The sequence below is a fragment of the Rhodanobacter sp. Root627 genome, from assembly GCF_001427835.1.
GTDB classification, from domain to species: Bacteria; Pseudomonadota; Gammaproteobacteria; order Xanthomonadales; family Rhodanobacteraceae; genus Rhodanobacter; species Rhodanobacter ginsenosidimutans.
Genome location: NZ_LMGW01000001.1, coordinates 648,163 through 665,721, shown reverse-complemented (window position 1 = coordinate 665,721; position 17,559 = coordinate 648,163). Strand labels below are relative to the sequence as shown.

At 65.1% G+C, this 17,559-nt stretch carries 14 protein-coding genes and 1 riboswitch; of the genes, 3 read left to right on the top strand and 11 right to left on the bottom strand.

All coding sequences use genetic code 11. The features are described from left to right. Positions 1-2: 2 nt before the first annotated feature. The 3 genes from greA to carA are packed head-to-tail and all read right to left on the bottom strand — an operon-like array spanning position 3 to position 4,830. Positions 3-479: a transcription elongation factor GreA gene (greA, locus tag ASD68_RS03200; protein ID WP_056078765.1), complete on the bottom strand. Its 477-nt coding sequence runs from the start codon at positions 477-479 to the stop codon at positions 3-5. Beyond that, entirely contained in the window at positions 476-3,703 is a 3,228-nt protein-coding gene (gene carB / locus ASD68_RS03195) for a carbamoyl-phosphate synthase large subunit (protein ID WP_056078762.1), read from the bottom strand. Before carB ends, greA begins: the two co-directional genes overlap by 4 nt. After that, complete coding sequence (carA, locus tag ASD68_RS03190; protein ID WP_056603314.1) at positions 3,703-4,830, bottom strand: glutamine-hydrolyzing carbamoyl-phosphate synthase small subunit; 1,128 nt, start codon at positions 4,828-4,830, stop codon at positions 3,703-3,705. The genes carB and carA overlap by 1 nt, the downstream gene beginning before the upstream one ends. 214 nt (positions 4,831-5,044) lie before the next feature. On the opposite strand from carA, the gene ASD68_RS03185 reads away from it, so the two are divergent. Then, positions 5,045-5,740: a 2OG-Fe(II) oxygenase gene (locus tag ASD68_RS03185; protein WP_056078756.1), complete on the top strand. Its 696-nt coding sequence runs from the start codon at positions 5,045-5,047 to the stop codon at positions 5,738-5,740. 15 nt (positions 5,741-5,755) lie between these two features. Here ASD68_RS03185 and ASD68_RS03180 read toward each other — a convergent pair whose 3' ends face one another. From ASD68_RS03180 to hrcA, 6 genes are all read right to left on the bottom strand, one after another. Continuing rightward, the gene (locus tag ASD68_RS03180; RefSeq protein WP_056603311.1) at positions 5,756-6,763 is read right to left on the bottom strand and encodes a sodium:calcium antiporter; all 1,008 of its coding nucleotides are present in this window, start codon (positions 6,761-6,763) and stop codon (positions 5,756-5,758) included. 59 nt (positions 6,764-6,822) lie between these two features. Next, positions 6,823-6,984: riboswitch (yybP-ykoY riboswitch) on the bottom strand. A gap of 73 nt (positions 6,985-7,057) precedes the next feature. Further along, positions 7,058-7,861, bottom strand: coding sequence for a 4-hydroxy-tetrahydrodipicolinate reductase (gene dapB / locus ASD68_RS03175; RefSeq protein ID WP_056603308.1), 804 nt, complete (start codon positions 7,859-7,861; stop codon positions 7,058-7,060). A 72-nt stretch (positions 7,862-7,933) separates the two neighbouring features. Next, a complete protein-coding gene (dnaJ, locus tag ASD68_RS03170) occupies positions 7,934-9,055 on the bottom strand; it encodes a molecular chaperone DnaJ (RefSeq protein ID WP_056078748.1) in 1,122 nt (373 codons plus the stop codon). Positions 9,056-9,188: 133 nt separating this feature from the next. Continuing rightward, positions 9,189-11,114, bottom strand: coding sequence for a molecular chaperone DnaK (gene dnaK, locus ASD68_RS03165; RefSeq protein ID WP_056078745.1), 1,926 nt, complete (start codon positions 11,112-11,114; stop codon positions 9,189-9,191). A gap of 123 nt (positions 11,115-11,237) precedes the next feature. Continuing rightward, positions 11,238-11,774 (bottom strand): nucleotide exchange factor GrpE, encoded by a 537-nt coding sequence (grpE, locus tag ASD68_RS03160; RefSeq protein WP_056603305.1) that lies wholly within the window; start codon positions 11,772-11,774, stop codon positions 11,238-11,240. Positions 11,775-11,856: 82 nt separating this feature from the next. Next, entirely contained in the window at positions 11,857-12,918 is a 1,062-nt protein-coding gene (hrcA, locus tag ASD68_RS03155; protein WP_056603302.1) for a heat-inducible transcriptional repressor HrcA, read from the bottom strand. A 140-nt stretch (positions 12,919-13,058) separates the two neighbouring features. Between hrcA and recN the strand changes: the two genes are divergently transcribed. Beyond that, complete coding sequence (gene recN / locus ASD68_RS03150; RefSeq protein ID WP_056603299.1) at positions 13,059-14,738, top strand: DNA repair protein RecN; 1,680 nt, start codon at positions 13,059-13,061, stop codon at positions 14,736-14,738. A gap of 65 nt (positions 14,739-14,803) precedes the next feature. On the opposite strand, the gene ASD68_RS03145 is transcribed toward recN, so the two are convergent. Further along, on the bottom strand, positions 14,804-15,070 hold the full coding sequence (locus ASD68_RS03145; protein WP_056078733.1) for a DksA/TraR family C4-type zinc finger protein: 267 nt from the start codon (positions 15,068-15,070) through the stop codon (positions 14,804-14,806). Between the two features lie 154 nt (positions 15,071-15,224). Beyond that, the gene (gene cycA, locus ASD68_RS03140; protein ID WP_056603295.1) at positions 15,225-16,607 is read right to left on the bottom strand and encodes a D-serine/D-alanine/glycine transporter; all 1,383 of its coding nucleotides are present in this window, start codon (positions 16,605-16,607) and stop codon (positions 15,225-15,227) included. A gap of 143 nt (positions 16,608-16,750) precedes the next feature. Here cycA and ASD68_RS03135 point away from each other — a divergent pair, with 143 nt between their 5' ends. Further along, positions 16,751-17,557: a DUF72 domain-containing protein gene (locus tag ASD68_RS03135; protein ID WP_056603291.1), complete on the top strand. Its 807-nt coding sequence runs from the start codon at positions 16,751-16,753 to the stop codon at positions 17,555-17,557. Positions 17,558-17,559 lie beyond the last annotated feature (2 nt).

Sequence of the window (17,559 nt, the reverse complement as noted above, 5' to 3'; positions counted from 1 at the left end):
GCTCAGATATAGCGGACGCTGATGATCTCGTAATGCTTCACGCCGTTGGGTGCCGTGAACTCGATGCTGTCGCCGGCACTGTGCCCGATCAGCGCGCGCGCGATCGGTGACGACACGGCAATCATCTGGCGTTTGATGTCCGCCTCCAGGTCGCCCACGATCTGATACGTCACCGCCGTACCGGCATCCTCGTCTTCCAGCTCCACGGTGGCACCGAAAACCACCCGCTCGCCGGGCTTGAGCTGCGCCACGTCGATGACCTCTGCGTTCGACAGCAAGCCTTCCAACTGGCCGATGCGGCCCTCGGTGAAGCTCTGCTGTTCGCGGGCGGCGTGATACTCGGCGTTTTCCTTCAGGTCGCCGTGCGCGCGTGCCTCGGCGATCGCCGCGATGATCCGCGGGCGATCGACGAACTTCAGTTGTTCAAGCTCGGTGCGCAAACGTTCCGAGCCCGCTTTGGTGATCGGTGGGCGACTCATCTGGTCAGCTCCCTGTGCAGTTCCTGCAGGCTGTGCACTTCGCCATCGCTGTGGAAATCCAGCGAGTGGACCAATGCGCGTGCGCCTGCCACGGTGGTGGAGTACGTAACACGGCGCTGCAGCGCCTCACGGCGGATCGAGAACGAATCGGCGATGGCCTGCTTGCCCTCGGTGGTATTGACGATATAGACGATCTCGCCGTTCTTGATCAAGTCCACGATGTGCGGGCGTCCTTCGAGCACCTTGTTGATGCGCTCGCAAACCACGCCATGCTCGGCCAGGTAGCTCGCCGTACCCGACGTGGCCACCAGGGTAAACCCGCGCGCCAGCACTTCCTTGGCCACCGGCAGCAGGCGCTCCTTGTCGGCATCGCGCACTGACACAAAGACCTTGCCGCGCGGCGGCGTGCGGATGCCGGCGGCCTCGTGGCCGCGCGCGAACGCGGCGCCAAAGCTGCGGCCCACGCCCATCACCTCACCGGTGGAGCGCATTTCGGGACCGAGGATCGGATCGACGTTCTGGAACTTCAGGAACGGGAAGATCGCTTCCTTCACCGAGTAGTACGCCGGAATCACCTCACGCGTGGCGCCCAGTTCAGCCAGCGTGCGGCCGGCCATTACGCGGGCGGCGATCTTGGCCAGCGGCACGCCGGTGGCCTTGGATACGAATGGCACGGTGCGCGAAGCGCGCGGGTTCACTTCCAGGATGTAAACCGTGTCGCCCTGGATCGCGAACTGGGTGTTCATCAGGCCGACGACCTTCAGCTCGCGCGCCATCGCCGCGGCCTGGCGGCGCAGCTCATCCTGTATCTGCGGCGACAGCGAATACGGCGGCAGCGAGCAGGACGAATCGCCCGAATGCACGCCGGCCTCCTCGATGTGCTCCATGATGCCGCCGATCAGCACCTGGCCGGTGGCGTCGGCGATCACGTCGACATCCACCTCCACCGCGTGGTCGAGGAAGCGATCCAGCAGTACGGGCGAATCGTTGGACACTTTCACTGCATCGCGGATGTAACGCGACAGGTCGGCGTCGTCGTGCACCACTTCCATTGCGCGGCCACCCAGCACGTAGCTGGGGCGCACCACCAGCGGGTAGCCGATCTCGCGCGCCAGTGCCAGCGCCTCGTCGGCGTTGCGCGCGGTGCGATTGGACGGCTGTTTCAGGCCGATCTTCTCGATCATCTGCTGGAACCGCTCACGGTCCTCGGCCAGGTCGATGCTGTCCGGGCTGGTGCCGATGATCGGCACGCCCGCCGCTTCCAGCGCACGCGCCAGTTTCAGCGGGGTTTGGCCGCCGTACTGCACGATCACGCCCTTGGGTTTTTCCAGCTCCACGATTTCCAGCACGTCTTCCAGCGTCAGCGGCTCGAAGTACAAGCGATCCGACGTGTCGTAGTCGGTGGACACGGTCTCCGGGTTGCAGTTGACCATGATGGTTTCATAGCCATCCTCGCGCAGCGCCAGCGAGGCATGCACGCAGCAATAGTCGAACTCGATGCCCTGCCCGATGCGGTTCGGACCGCCGCCCAGCACGATGATCTTGTCGCGGTTGGTCGGTTCGGCTTCGCACTCTTCCTCGTAGGTCGAATACATGTAGGCAGTGCTGGTGGCGAACTCGGCCGCGCAGGAGTCCACGCGCTTGTACACCGGGCGCACGCCCAGCGTGTGGCGCAGATGCCGCACGGCGGCCTCGTCGGAGCCGAGCAGCTCGGCCAGCCGCGCATCGGAGAAACCGAGCCGCTTCAGTTCACGCAGCCGCGGCTCGTCCAGCGCGGTGACGCCTTGAGCCGCTACTTCGCCCTCGGTCAGCACGATGTCTTCGAACGCGGCCAGGAACCATGGGTCGACCCGGCTGAGGTTGAATACTTCCTCCAGCGACAGGCCGGCACGGAATGCGTCGGCCAAATGGAACACGCGGTCCGGCCGCGGCTCGCGCAATTCGCGCTTCAGCGTGGCCAGGCCGTCTTCGGTGCTGATATCCAGCCCGGTCGGGTTGAGTCCGGTCTTGCCGATTTCCAACCCGCGCAACGCTTTCTGCAGCGACTCGTGGAAGGTACGGCCGATCGCCATCACCTCGCCCACCGACTTCATCTGGGTGGTGAGCCGGGCATCCGCCGACGGGAATTTCTCGAACGCAAAACGCGGAATCTTGGTGACCACGTAATCGATGGTCGGCTCGAACGATGCCGGCGTCAGGCCACCGGTGATGTCGTTCTTCAACTCGTCCAGCGTATAGCCCACCGCCAGTTTCGCGGCGACCTTGGCGATCGGGAAGCCGGTGGCCTTGGAAGCCAACGCCGACGAACGCGATACGCGCGGGTTCATCTCGATCACCACCACGCGACCGGTATCGGGGTTGATGCCGAACTGCACGTTGGAGCCGCCGGTATCCACGCCGATCTTGCGCAACACCGCGATCGACGCGTCACGCAGGCGCTGGTATTCCTTGTCGGTAAGCGTCTGCGCCGGCGCCACGGTGATCGAGTCGCCGGTGTGCACGCCCATCGGATCGAGGTTCTCGATGGCGCAGATGATGATGCAGTTGTCCGCGGTGTCGCGAACCACTTCCATCTCGAATTCCTTCCAGCCCAGCAGGGATTCGTCGATCAACACTTCGTTCGTTGGCGAAAGCTCCAGGCCACGCTTGACGATGACCTCGAACTCTTCCTTGTTGTAGGCAATGCCGCCGCCGGAACCGCCCAGCGTGAAGCTGGGCCGGATGATGGCGGGGAAGCCCAGTTCGGCCTGGATCTCCAGCGCATGCTCGAAATTCTTGGCCACGCCGGAGCGCGGGCTTTCCAGCCCGATGTCGGTCATCGCCTGCTTGAACAGCTCGCGATCCTCCGCCATGCGGATGGCATCGCGCCGCGCGCCGATCAGCTCGACGTTGTACTTCTCCAGCACCCCGTGATCGGCCAGGTCGAGCGCGCAATTGAGGGCCGTCTGGCCTCCCATCGTGGGCAGCACGGCGTCGGGGCGCTCCTTGGCAATGATGTGCTCCACCGTCTGCCAGTTGATCGGCTCGATGTAGACCGCGTCGGCGGTTTCCGGGTCGGTCATGATGGTGGCGGGGTTGGAGTTCACCAGGATGACCCGGAAGCCCTCCTCCTTCAGCGCCTTGCACGCCTGGGCGCCGGAGTAGTCGAACTCGCAGGCCTGGCCGATCACGATCGGGCCGGCGCCAATGACGAGGATGCTCTTGAGATCGGTACGCTTGGCCATCAGCGGGCCTCCTCCATCAGTGCGGCAAACCGCTTGAACAAATAGCCGACGTCCAGCGGGCCAGGGCTCGCTTCCGGATGGCCCTGGAAACAGAACGCGGGACGATCGGTGAGCGCAAAACCCTGCAGTGAACCGTCGAACAGCGAGGTGTGGGTGACGCGGGCGTTCGCCGGCAGCGTGGCCGGATCAACGGCGAAGCCGTGGTTCTGCGAGGTGATCAGCACGCGGCCGTCGTCCAGATCCTTCACCGGGTGATTGGCGCCGTGATGGCCGAACTTCATCTTCACGGTGCGCGCGCCCAGCGCCAGGCCCATCAACTGATGGCCGAGGCAGATGCCGAACAGGGGAATCTTCGCCTCCAGGAACGTGCGCGTCGCCTCGATGGCGTAGTCACACGCGGCCGGATCGCCGGGGCCGTTGGAGAGAAACACGCCGTCGGGTTTCATCGCCAGCACATCGGCGGCCGGTGTCTGCGCCGGTACCACGGTCACTTCGCAACCCTGTTCGGCCAGCAGGCGCAGGATGTTGAGCTTGGTGCCGAAGTCGTAGGCGACGACCTTGAAACGCTTTGCCGGCTGGTTGAAGGTGGTGCGATCGAGATCGTAAATGCCTTCGTTCCACACATACGATTCACGCGTGCTCACCACTTTGGCCAGATCCATGCCGTTCAGGCCGGCAAACCCGCGCGCGCTGGCCAGTGCCGCCTCCGCGTCGATCTGGTCGCCCGCCACGATGCAGCCGGACAGCGCGCCCTTGACGCGCAGGATGCGGGTGAGACGGCGCGTGTCGATGCCGGCAATGGCCACGACGTCGTGGCGTTTCAGGTAATCGGACAGGCCTTCATTGCAGCGCCAGCTACTGGCGCGACGCGGCACGTCGCGCACGATCAGGCCGGCGGCTTGCACCTTGCCAGACTCGACGTCCTCGGCGTTCACGCCGGTGTTGCCCACGTGCGGATAGGTCAGGGTGACCATCTGCCGCGCATAGGAGGGATCGGTGAGGATCTCCTGGTAACCCGTCATCGCCGTGTTGAACACCACTTCGCCAACGGTTTCACCGTTGGCGCCGGCGGCATGACCATGAAACAGGCTGCCGTCTTCGAGGGCAAGCAGAGCGGGAATGGGCATATGGTATCCGCCTTTTAGATGCAGCAAAGTCCGCAAGCCGCGGGGGTGCTGGCTTGTGAACAGTGGAAAGAAAGGTATTGGGGCGGCTGGAAATGATAGGTGGCGACAGGGGGTTCTGTCCACCTTACGACGCATGAATGACTCGTCATCCACGTCTTCGGCATGGCCGTGATCACGGGTACACTTGCCGCGATTACATGGAGTTGAATGACGTATGCACACCGCTGTCCTGCTTGATCCCGCGCGTCTTGATCGCCCGGACACCACGGTGCATCTACAGCCTTTCCCCTTCCTGCTGGCCCATGGCCAGTTGCCGGACGAAGCCCGCGGGGATCTGGAGCACGATTTTCCACGCTACCCCAGCGCGGGGTTTTTTCCCTATGACCCGGGTGACTGCGGGCCGTCCGTCAATGCGTTGGTGGAGCACATGACGGCACCCTCTTTCGCCAGTGCCGTGGGCCGTCGGCTGGGCATCGACGGGTTGGAGCAATACCCGACCCTGGTGACGGTTTGCCGGCTGCTGAACAAGCGCCACGGCACCATCCATACCGACAGCCGCTCGAAAGTGGTCACCGCACTGCTTTATCTCAACCACAGCTGGCCCGATACCAGCAACGGCTGCCTGCGGTTCCTGCACAAGATCGACGACATCGACGCGATGGTGGCGCCGGAATTGCCGCCGCTGTACGGCGAATTCGCCGCCTTCAAGCGCTGCGACAATTCATTCCACGGCCACCTGCCCTATGAAGGCGAACGCCGGGTGATCCAGGTTTCCTGGCTCACCAGCGAAGAGGAAAAGCAGCGCAAGACGCGGCGTGGAAAGTTCTCCCGCATGTTCAAGAAAATTTTCGGGAAACTCGATACGCGCCTCGGCGCCGGACGCGATCGCAACGCCTCGCATCCGGATTGAACACTATCGCCGGCCTCATGCGCCGGCGAAATGCCAGGCCACGTACGCGGCGAATACGCCATAGAGCAGCCCCACCGGCCATAGCCAGCGGGCATCCACCCCGCCGCGCCGGAACAGCCACCACAGGTAGACGATCGCAACGGCCGTCAGCGCGCCGGAAACGATCAGCGGCGTATCGAACAGCCAGGGCGTCGCGAATATCGCCAGCGCGCTGGGGATGGTGGCCTGGATCATCATGGCACCGGAAATGTTCGCCAACGCCAGGCGCTCCTTGCCCTGGCGCACCCAGATCAGCGCGTTGACGGTTTCGGGCAATTCGGTCGCCACCGGGCTCAGCACCAGCGCCACCAGATGCGGCGGCAGGCCGAACGCCGTGCCGATCGATTCCAGCTGGCTGACAAACACACGCGCCGCCACCGCGATCACCGCCAGCGCCGCCACCGTCTGCGCCACCACCCAGCGCATGGCCGGCTCGGCATGGTGCGGGCGGAACTTCAAGGGGTCGAGGGATTCGTCTTCCGGGGCGCTATCTTCGCTGCGCACTTCCCGCCACACGTACAACGCGTAGGCCACCAGAAACAGCACGCCGAGCGCCGGCTTGAAGGCGAACGCCACCAATCCCAGGCCCACCTTGACCACAAAGATCGCCAGGAACCATGACTGGTCGCGCGCAAGGCGTTGATGGTCGACCCGGATGATCCGGTCGGTCCGCCGCAACCGGTGCCGGTTGCACAACAACGCCACGCCGACGACGGCATAGGCGATCGTGGCCAGCACCAGCGGCCCGCCCATGGCGGCGCCGACGCCGATATCACGCGCCGATGGCGTCTTGCCGAATATCACGGCGACGAAAGTCACCGCACTTTCCGGCAACGCGGTACCGAAGGCCGCCAGCACCGTGCCGGTGGCCGTCGCACTCAGGTCGAGCTTGCGCCCGAACCATTCCACGCCGTTGACGAAGTATTCGCAGGCCAGGTAGATGGCCAGCGCCGAACCGAAAAACAGCACGCAGGTAAGCAGCATGGGTACCAACGAAAAGCCGGGCGAGCGGAATACCGATGGCGCAACGACACCGCTCGCCCGGCCGGGTAAGCATGTCGATGGCCAAAGGTCTCGCCGGGCAACGCCAACGCCTGGGCGGCATCAGCGGCTGTTCGCACCATGGCGCCGGAACACGACGACCAAGTCTGTTGATGCGAACGCCTCAGGGGAAACGAGGCTGGCTACTCCCCAATGACAACGCGCGAATCCTAGCGGCAGCGCAGGAAGGGCACAAGCCCGCGGCACCTCATTGCGGTCGTCATCCGTTGCAGGATCTTATGGCGGCGAGGCGATCACGTCGTCGATCTGCCAATGGCCGGCCGGGCGGCTGCTCAGCCAGTACGCTGCCTGCAAGGCACCACGCGCGAAAATCGAGCGATCGGTCGCGCGATGGCCCAACTCCACCCGCTCGCCCTGGCCGATCAACAACGCCGTGTGCTCACCCACGATGTCGCCGCCGCGCACCACCGCGAAACCGATGCTGCCTTCGGCGCGCGGACCGGTCTGGCCTTCGCGGCTGTAGACGGCGGCGTGATCGAGCGTGGTCTTGCGCGCGTCGGCAGCAGCGTGACCAAGCGCCAGCGCAGTGCCCGAGGGCGCATCCTGCTTGCGGCCGTGATGGGCCTCCACGATCTCCAGGTCCCAATCCGGCAACGCCGCGGCGGCATCGCGCAGCAAGCGCGTCAGCACCGCCACACCCAGGCTGAAATTCGCGGCACGCAACAACGCAATGCGCTCGCCGGCCTGCGCCAATCGGGTCTCCATGGCAGCGTCGAGACCGGTGGTGCCACTGACCAGGGCGATGCCGTGGGCCAGGCAATGGGTGAGCGCGCCATCCAGTGCGGCCGGCCCGCTGAAATCGATCATCGCATCCAGCGCCGGCGCGCCGGCCCAGTCGTGCGCAAAGCGCAACGCGGCACCAGGGCGGACATTCACCGGCTGCCCATCATCCGCCGAACCGGGCGCCACCACCGCATGCACCAATTCGAACCGCGAGTCGTCGCGAAGCAGCGCGAGCAGCGCACTGCCCATGCGACCGGAAGCGCCGTTGATGGCGAGGCGGATCGGTGGCGTCGTCATGGCGAACGTCCTTGGCATGAATGAAATGAAAAGTTGAGGCGCAGCACCGGCGCCGGCTTGCGATGAACGTGATTACGAGGTTACCCGCGACCAGAACTGGCGCACGCCCTCGCCCCAGGTCTTGGCACGCGGCATGTGCTTCTCGCCATCGCCGTCGTCGAAGCTGGCTTCCAGTTGTTCCAGCAGTTCACGCTGCTGCCGCGTCAATCGTACCGGCGTCTCCACCACGACCTTGCAGATGAGGTCGCCATGACGGCCGCTGCGTACGGACTTGACGCCGCGACCGCGCAGGCGGAACTCCTGGCCGGTCTGGGTCTCGGGCGGAATGCTGATCGGTACCTCGCCTTCCAGCGTCGGCACCGGCAGTTCCGTGCCCAGCGCCGCATGCGAGAAACGGATCGGCAGTTCGCAATACAGGTCGTTGCCTTCGCGCTGGAAAATCGCGTGTTCGCGCACGTGCACTTCCACGTACAGGTCGCCCGCGGGTGATCCGGCGGGGCCGGCTTCGCCCTGCCCGGTCAGGCGGATGCGATCGCCGTTGTCGACGCCGGCGGGGATCTGTACCGACAACGTGCGGGTCTCTTCCAGGCGGCCTTCGCCGTGGCACTTCTTGCACAGTTTCTCGATCGTCTGGCCGGTGCCGCCGCAATGCGGGCACGCCTGCTGGATCGAGAAGATGCCGTTCTGCATGCGTACGCGGCCATGGCCGCGACAGGTCTTGCACTGGCTGACCTTGCCGTCTTCCGAACCCGAGCCATTGCAGTGCTGGCAGTTGACCTGGGTGGGGATCTCGATCTGGCGACTGACGCCGAAGACGGCCTCCTCCAGATCCAGCTCCATGATGTAGCGCAAGTCGGAACCGCGTCGCGGACGGCCACGGCCGCCACCGCCAAAGATGTCGCCGAAGATGTCCCCGAAAATATCGCCCACGTCGCCGAAGCCGGCACCGCCACGACCGCCCATGCCGCCCTCGAAGGCCGCATGGCCGTGCTGGTCGTACATCGCGCGCTTCTGTGCGTCCGACAGCACTTCGTAGGCCTCTTTGGCCTCCTTGAATTTCTCCTGCGCCGTCGGATCGTCCGGGCAGCGGTCCGGGTGGTACTTCATCGCCAGGCGGCGAAAGGATTTCTTCAGATCGCCTTCGGCGACCGTGCGCTCGACACCCAGGACCTCGTAGTAATCACGCTTGCTCATTCATCTACCCACAACCTGTTGACCTTGCGATGGCCCGCACACCGCGAACCATGTCCCTCTCAGCAAACAGCCCGCACCGCGGGAATTCCTGCGGCGCGGGCTGCGTCAATCGGCGGCGCCGACTAGCTGACGATCACTTCTTTTCGTCGTCCTTGACCTCGGTGAACTCGGCATCCACCACGTCGTCAGGCTGGGCGGAACCACCGCCCGGAGCCGTCTGGGCGCCATCGTCGGCCGCACCGCCACCCTGCGCGGCAGCCTGCAGTGCCTGCGACGCCTGCTCCAGCTTCTCGATCTTCGATTCGATCGCGGCCTTGTCGTCACCGTCCTTGGCTTTCTCCAGTTCGGACAGCGCGCCCTCGATGCTGCTGAGCTGATCCGCCGGCACCTTGCCGCCATGCTCTTTCAGCGCACTGCGGGTGGCGTGCACCAGCTGATCTGCCTTGTTGCGGGTGGCGACCAGCTCGTGGAACTTGCGGTCCTCCTCCTTGTTGGCCTCGGCGTCGGCAACCATCCGCGCGACTTCTTCATCGGACAGGCCGGAACCGGCCTTGATCTCGATCTTCTGTTCCTTGCCGGTTTTCTTGTCCTTGGCCGACACATGCAGGATGCCATTGGCGTCGATGTCGAACGTGACCTCGATCTGCGGCATGCCGCGCGGCGCGGGGTCGATACCCTGCAGGTCGAATTTGCCCAGCGACTTGTTGACGTTGGCGCGCTCGCGCTCACCCTGCAACACGTGCACGGTCACCGCGGTCTGGTTGTCGTCGGCGGTGGAGAAGGTCTGCGAGGCCTTGGTCGGCACCGTGGTGTTCTTCTCGATCAGCTTGGTCATCACGCCGCCCATCGTCTCGATGCCGAGCGACAGCGGGGTGACGTCGAGCAGCAGCACGTCCTTGACGGTACCGCCCAGCACACCGCCCTGGATCGCCGCGCCCACGGCGACGGCCTCATCCGGGTTGACGTCCTTGCGCGGGTCCTTGCCGAAGAAATCCTTCACCGCTTCCTGCACCTTCGGCATGCGGGTCTGGCCACCGACCAGGATCACGTCGTTGATGTCGGACACGCGCAGGCCGGCGTCATTCAACGCGGTGCGGCACGGCTCGATGGTGCGCTTGACCAGCTCTTCCACCAGCGACTCCAGCTTGGCGCGGGTCAGCTTGATGTTGAGGTGCTTCGGGCCGGAGGCGTCGGCGGTGACGTACGGCAGGTTGACGTCGGTCTGGTGGTTGGAGGACAGCTCGATCTTGGCGCGCTCGGCCGCATCCTTCAGGCGCTGCAGCGCCAGCGGGTCCTTGCGCAGGTCGATGCCCTGCTCCTTGTTGAACTCGTCCACCAGATAGTCGATGACGCGCATGTCGAAGTCTTCGCCACCCAGGAAGGTGTCGCCGTTGGTGGCCAGCACTTCGAACTGCTTCTCGCCGTCGACTTCGGCGATCTCGATGATCGACACGTCGAAGGTGCCGCCGCCCAGGTCGTAAACGGCGATCTTGCGGTCGCCGCCGCTCTTGTCCAGGCCATAGGCCAGCGCGGCCGCGGTGGGCTCGTTGATGATGCGCTTCACTTCGAGGCCGGCGATCTTGCCGGCATCCTTGGTGGCCTGGCGCTGGCTGTCATTGAAGTACGCCGGCACCGTGATCACGGCCTCGGTGATCGACTCGCCGAGATAATCCTCGGCGGTCTTCTTCATCTTCATCAGCACTTTCGCAGCGATTTCCTGCGGCGCCATTTTCTTGCCGTCGGACGTCTGCACCCAGGCATCGCCATTGTCATGGGCCACGATGCCGTACGGCACGACGTTCAGATCCTTCTGGACTTCCGCGTCGGAGAATTTGCGGCCGATAAGGCGCTTCACCGCGTAGAAGGTATTTTTCGGGTTGGTCACGCTCTGGCGTTTGGCCGAAGCGCCCACGAGCACTTCGCCGTCCTTGGTGAAAGCGACGATCGACGGCGTGGTGCGGTCACCTTCCGAATTCTCGATGACCTTGGCGGTGCCGCCGTCCATGACCGACACACACGAGTTGGTGGTGCCCAGGTCGATACCGATGATCTTGCCCATAACTATGCTCCAAATTTTTCGGCGGTCAGCCGCCGCGACTGGTTTTCAGAATGGGGTTGCAGCCTGCCGATTCAATGGCGGCTGCATTCCCGGATGTGGGGTGTTGACGATTGATCTGGCTGGCTATTCGCCCTTGGCCACCGCGACCAGCGCGGGCCGCAGCAGCCGGTCATTGAGCACATAACCCTTCTGCAGCACGTTCACCACGGTATTCGGCACCGCGCCCGGAGCGTCGACCATGCTGACGGCGTGGTGGCGTTCCGGATCCAGTGTCTGGCCCAATGGATCGACCTGCACCAGGCCGTTGTTCTCGGCGATCTTCAACAACGATTTCAACGTGAGGCTGATGCCCTCGCGCACCGACGCCACGTCGCCGGTTTCCACCGCCAGGCCGCGCTCCAGTCCGTCATAAACCGGCAGCAGCTCGTTCAGCAGTTTCTCATTGGCGAAACGGCGCGCCTGGTCCAGATCGCGCTGCATGCGGCGGCGCTGGTTGTCCAACTCGGCATGATCGCGCAGGTTGGCTTCGCGCAATTCGGCATTGAGCGCCTGCTGCTCGCTCAACTGCAGTTTCAGCGTCTCGATTTCGAGATTGCCGGCCTCGACATCGGGATTTTCGCCCTGCGCGTCGTGGGGTGCGTGCGGGTCGTTGTTGTGCATTTAGGAAACTCCAAAGCCTTGGCCATGGCCGGCGTGGCGGCCAGCCGTCAGTGAATTCGCGGAAAACTCCGTCCCGCAGCGGTTATAAGGTCGTGGCAGCGCGATTCAAGGCGTCACTGAGCAATCCGGCGGTGGCCTTTACCACCGGGATCACCCGTTCATACGCCATCCGGGTCGGGCCGATGACGCCGACCGCCCCCAATACGCGCCCCTGCGCGCCGTAACTGGCAGTGACCACGCTGCACCCGTCCAGTGCGGAAAAGCCGGATTCCTCGCCGATGAACAGCCGCACACCCGGTGCACGGGCGCACACTTCCATCAATTGCAGCAATTCGTTCTTCTGCTGGAACGCGTCGAACAACTCACGCAAACGCTGCAGATCGGCGAGTTCGGAGTATGCCATCAGGTTGGTCTGGCCACTCACCAGCACGTCGTCACCGCCCGCCTGCGGCGCGAAGGACGCGGCGGCCAATTCCACCGAACTGGCCAGCAGGCGGTTGAGCTCACTGCTGGTCTCGCGCAATTCGATCAGCAGCTGGGTGCGGATGTCGTCCAGCCGCAAACCGGCAAACTGGCTGTTGAGGTAATTGGCCGCCTGTTCCAGTTCATGGCTGGCCAGTGGCTTGGCCAGTTGCACGATGCGGTTCTGCACCTGATTGTCGGTAAACACCAGGATCACCAGCACCCGCGCGTCCGGCAGCGACACGAAATCGATGTGGCGCAGCGGGAAATCGGCCTGCCGCGGCACGCTGACCACGCCGGCGAAACGGGTCATCGCCGACAGCAGGGTCGACACGTTGCCGAGCAGGTCGCGCGTGGTGGTCGGCCCAGGCGGCAGCTCGCGCTGCAGGCGGATCATGTCCTCTTGGGGCAGTGGCTGCAGCTCGATCAGGCTGTCGACGAACAGGCGCAATCCCCGCGGCGTCGGCACGCGACCGGCCGAGGTATGCGGCGAAGCCACCAGCCCGGCGTCCTCCAGGTCGGCCATGATGTTGCGGATGGTCGCCGGGCTCACGTCCAGCCCGGACGACCGCGACAGCGTGCGCGACCCCACCGGCTCGCCGTCGACGAGGTATTGCGCAATCAGCGTGCGCAGCAGCCGCCGCGCACGCGCATCGAGGTCGTGACCGTAAGGGTTGATCATGTGCTGTTGCAGTCCCTGAGACCGCATAGAAATAAGGTCTGCGCCCGCGCATTGCAAGAATGGCCGGGCAAGCGACCCCAAGGGAGTCGTTTGCAGGCTGGCTCCCTTTACAATCGCCTGATCCCCTTACGGCTTGGCTTATGCTCACCTCGCTCTATGTCCGCCAGTTCGCTGTCGTCGAAAAAGCCGAGATCGCATTCGGCCCCGGCCTGACCGTGGTCAGTGGCGAAACCGGCGCCGGCAAGTCGCTGCTGGTCGACGCCCTGATGCTGCTGGCTGGCGCCCGCGCCGACAGCGGCATGGTGCGCGCCGGCAATGATCGCGCGGAGCTGGCGGCGGAGTTCGACCTGTCATCGCTACCGCTGGCGCGCGAATGGCTGCAGCGCGAAGAGCTGGACGAGGACGGCGCCTGCCAGCTGCGCCGTGTATTGCGCGCCGAAGGCAGCTCGCGGGCGTGGATCAACGGCCGCCCCGCCAACGCCCGCCAGCTGGGCGAGATCGCGGAGTTGCTGGTGGAGATCCACGGCCAGCACGAGCACCAGGCGCTGCTTTCGCGCAACCACCAGATGGCCTTGCTCGATGCGTACGCCGGCCACGACGCACTGCTGGCGCAAGTGCGTGACCGGGCCACGCAGTGGCGCGAACTGGGTGCCCGCGTGCGTCGCCTCAGCGGCGGTGAAGACCGTGATCACCGCATCGAACTGCTGCGCCATGAAATCGGCGAACTGGAAAAATGGGCCCTGCCCGCCGCCGCGCTGGCCGATCTCGAAACCAGCCACAAGCGGCTGGCCAATGCCGGCCGGCTGGCCGAAGGCGCCTCCGGCGTGGTGGACCTGCTCGACGGTGACGGCGAATTCGCGCTGCGCCGGGCGCTGGGCCGGGCCCAGGTGGAACTGGGCAAGCTCGCCACGCTCGACGAACGGCTGACGCCGCTGCTGGAACTGCTCGACAACGCGGAAATCCAGCTGGGCGAGGCCGTCGACGGGCTGGGCCGCTACGCGCAGGACGTCGACCTGGACCCGGACCGCTACGCCGAAGTCGATACCCATATCGCCCGCCTGCACGAACTCTCACGCAAACACCGGCTGCCCGTGGCCGAGCTGCACGACAAACTGGCCCAGATGCAGGCCGAACTGACCGAACTTGAAGGCGCGGGCGATGCGCTGGACAAGCTCGATGCACAACGCCACCAATTGCAGCGCGAATACACCGAGGCCGCCGAACAACTCAGCCACTCGCGCGCCGACGCGGCCATACGACTTGGCCAGGAAGTGGGCTCGTTGATGAGCGAGCTGGGCATGGCCGGTGGCGTGCTGCGCATCGAACTGGAGCCGGTCGCCGGCACCGACCCGGACCCGCTGGGCCAGGAGCGCTGCGAGCTGCTGGTCAGCGCCAACCCCGGCCAGCCGCCGCGGCCGCTGCGCAAGGTGGCCTCCGGCGGTGAACTGGCGCGCATCAGCCTCGCCATCGAAGTGGCCACCCTCGGCAACGACGCCGTGGGCACCATGGTGTTCGACGAGGTCGACAGCGGTATCGGCGGTGCAGTCGCCGAGGTGGTCGGCCAGAAGCTGCGCGCGCTGGGCATGCAGCGGCAGGTGCTGTGCGTTACCCACCTGCCGCAGGTGGCTGCCCAGGGCCATGCGCATTTGCGCGTCAGCAAGCGCAGCGAGGGCGATTCGACCTATACCCACATCGAGACGCTGGATGCCGCCGGTCGTCGCGATGAGCTGGCCCGCATGCTGGGCGGCGTGGAGATCACCCGCGAAACGCGGGCGCATGCGAAACAGATGCTGGAGCGCGGGCAAGCGGTGGCGAAGTAACGTTCGCGGCGAGCTCCCATGCTGCGAAGCGGCGAGCTCCCATGCTGCGAGGCGGTGCACCGCGTTCAGCGCAACTGGCTGTCCTTGCTGCCACGGCGGTTGAACATCGCCGCGCTGGCCTGCTCCTTGTCGTGCAGTTCCTGGCAGGTCACACACAGACGCACGCCGGGCACGGCCATGCGGCGCGCCTCGGGAATTTCCGCATCGCATTCCTCGCAGCGCATCAGGCCCGGCCCCTTGCGCAGTTGCCGGCGTGCCCGCGATACCGCGTCGTTGACGGTAGCGTCGATCTGATCCTGCACGGCGCCGTCGCCGGCCCAACCCGTTGCCATGAGCGTCTCCGGATGACAGGGATGTACCGAGGATAGCCGCGCGGGGATGAATACGGCGGCGATCGCGCGTGAAGAACCGCTTCCCCGCCGTGGTGTCCGAACAAACGCCTGTCGCCACGGACCCGCCGTGGCGTTGGGGGCGATGGGTTTTCGCCTAGCTGGCGCGCACCGCGCGACGGCGCTTCCACACGTAGCTGGCACCCAACAGCAGAAACCATATCGGGCTGGCCAGCAGGGCTTCGCGGGTATCGGTCTGCAGGGTCAGCAGCACGATGACGAACGCGAAAAACGCCAGGCAGACCCAGCACATCACCACGCCGCCGGGCATCTTGTACTTCGAGGCCTGGTGCAGCTGCGGTCGCTTGCGGCGGTAAGCCATGTACGCACAAAGAATCAGCGACCACACGAACATGAAAAGCACCGCCGCCAGTGTGGTCACCAGCGTGAAGGCCGTGACCACGTCGGGGATCACGTAGACCAGCGTGGCGCCCAGCAGCAGACAGAAGCAGGAAAACAGCAGGCCCAGCGACGGCACGGCCGCGCGCGACAGCCGCGCAAAAACGCCCGGCGCATGATCCTCCTGCGCCAGGCCGTACAGCATGCGGCTGGTCGAAAAAATGCCGCTGTTGGCCGAGGACGTGGCCGAGGTCAGCACCACGAAATTGATCAGGCTGGCGGCGGCCGGAACGCCGGCCAGCACGAACAGTTCCACGAACGGGCTCTTGCTCGCCTCCACCAGATGCCACGGTGTCACCACCATGATCGCCAGCAGCGCCATCACGTAGAAAATGATGATGCGCACGGGAATCGAGTTGATCGCCTTGGGCAGATTGCGCTCGGGGTCGGCCGTTTCGGCGGCGGTGGTGCCGACCAACTCGATGCCCACGAAGGCGAACACCGCGATCTGGAACCCCGCGAAAAACCCGCCCAGCCCTTTCGGGAAAACGCCGCCGTCATTCCACAGATTGGCCAGCGTCGCCTTGTTGCCGCTCGGCGACTCGAAGCCCCACGCCACCAGCGCAAAGCCCGTGACGATCAATGCGCAGATGGCCACGATCTTGATCAACGCGAACCAGAATTCCATCTCGCCGAACAAGCGCACCGTGGTGAGGTTCAGCGTCAGCAACAGCAGCACGCACAGCACGGCGGGAATCCACGGCGCCAGCCCCGGAAACCAGTATTGGGCATAGGCGGCAATGGCAATCACGTCCGCGATCGCGGTGATGATCCAGCAGAACCAGTAGGTCCAGCCGCAGAAAAAGCCCGCCCAGGGTCCCAGCAGGTCGGTGGAAAAGTCGATGAACGATTTGTAGCGCAGGTCCGAGAGCAGCAGCTCGCCCATCGCCCGCATCACGAAAAACAGCATCACGCCGATGATCAGGTAAACCAGCACGATGGATGGCCCGGCCAGGCTGATGGTCTTGCCCGACCCCATGAACAACCCGGTGCCAATGGCGCCGCCGATGGCGATCAATTGCAGGTGCCGGTTCGACAGGCTGCGCCTCAGGTGATCGGGATGCTCCGTCAATGCGGTCATGCAGCGCGCCTCTGGCGTTCAGGATGCGCAAACATAGAAGAAACCCGGCGGCAAGGGAAATGGATCGAGGCCGCGTGCCCATTCCCATATCGCACCCGCCAACCATCGCCGCGTCTTCACGCGCGCCCCGCACACTGCGAAACATGGCCGAACCGACGTCAACCCGCCACCTTGGTTTACGCATTGGCTGTGCCGGCTGGTCGATAGCCACCGCGCAGCAACCGCTGTTCGACAGCGGTGCCAGCCTGCTCGAACGTTACGCGAGCCGTTTCGATGCAGTGGAAATCAACTCGTCGTTCTACCGCCCGCATCGCCCGCAGACCTACGAGCGCTGGGCCGCCGCGGTTCCCGCGGATTTTCGTTTCACGCTGAAGATGCCCCGAACCATCAGCCACCACGCACGGCTGCGGAAGGCCGAACCCCTGCTGGACGATTTCCTGGCACAGGTGACGCCGATGGGTCACAAGCTCGGCTGCCTGTTGCTGCAGTTGCCGCCCAGTCTGGCTTTCGACGGCCGCGTGGCGGGCGCCTTCTTCAAGCGGTTGCGTGCTCGCTGGAATGGTGGCGTGGCCTGCGAGCCGCGCCACGCCAGCTGGTTCGCCGGCCCGGCCGACGACCTGTGGCTGCGATATAGATTGGCCCGCGTCGGGGCCGATCCCGCGCCCTGCCCCGCGGCACGTCACGCCACCGGCGAACCCGCGCTGCGCTACTGGCGCCTGCATGGTTCGCCGCGCACGTACTACAGCGCCTACGACGACGATGCGCTGCGTGCCGTGGCCACGCAGGTCAGTGAGGAAACCCCCGACGGCGCCGAGGCGTGGGTCATTTTCGACAACACCGCGCATGGCCACGCCATTCCCGATGCGCTGCGGCTGCAGCAGTTGATGGCAATGCCGGAACCGGTGGAACAGACGCAACCGCGCGCCGTGCACACGCGCTCCCGCGATTGATC

Bases quoted from the DNA above. Each gene is read 5' to 3' on its own strand.
- carB (WP_056078762.1), bottom strand. From the start codon at position 3,703: ATGGCCAAGCGTACCGATCTCAAGAGCATCCTCGTCATTGGCGCCGGC.
- dnaJ (WP_056078748.1), bottom strand. From the start codon at position 9,055: ATGAGCAAGCGTGATTACTACGAGGTCCTGGGTGTCGAGCGCACGGTC.
- grpE (WP_056603305.1), bottom strand. From the start codon at position 11,774: ATGCACAACAACGACCCGCACGCACCCCACGACGCGCAGGGCGAAAAT.
- carA (WP_056603314.1), bottom strand. From the start codon at position 4,830: ATGCCCATTCCCGCTCTGCTTGCCCTCGAAGACGGCAGCCTGTTTCAT.
- ASD68_RS03145 (WP_056078733.1), bottom strand. From the start codon at position 15,070: ATGGCAACGGGTTGGGCCGGCGACGGCGCCGTGCAGGATCAGATCGAC.
- ASD68_RS03180 (WP_056603311.1), bottom strand. From the start codon at position 6,763: ATGCTGCTTACCTGCGTGCTGTTTTTCGGTTCGGCGCTGGCCATCTAC.
- dnaK (WP_056078745.1), bottom strand. From the start codon at position 11,114: ATGGGCAAGATCATCGGTATCGACCTGGGCACCACCAACTCGTGTGTG.
- ASD68_RS03135 (WP_056603291.1), top strand. From the start codon at position 16,751: ATGGCCGAACCGACGTCAACCCGCCACCTTGGTTTACGCATTGGCTGT.
- recN (WP_056603299.1), top strand. From the start codon at position 13,059: ATGCTCACCTCGCTCTATGTCCGCCAGTTCGCTGTCGTCGAAAAAGCC.
- greA (WP_056078765.1), bottom strand. From the start codon at position 479: ATGAGTCGCCCACCGATCACCAAAGCGGGCTCGGAACGTTTGCGCACC.
- ASD68_RS03185 (WP_056078756.1), top strand. From the start codon at position 5,045: ATGCACACCGCTGTCCTGCTTGATCCCGCGCGTCTTGATCGCCCGGAC.
- hrcA (WP_056603302.1), bottom strand. From the start codon at position 12,918: ATGATCAACCCTTACGGTCACGACCTCGATGCGCGTGCGCGGCGGCTG.
- dapB (WP_056603308.1), bottom strand. From the start codon at position 7,861: ATGACGACGCCACCGATCCGCCTCGCCATCAACGGCGCTTCCGGTCGC.
- cycA (WP_056603295.1), bottom strand. From the start codon at position 16,607: ATGACCGCATTGACGGAGCATCCCGATCACCTGAGGCGCAGCCTGTCG.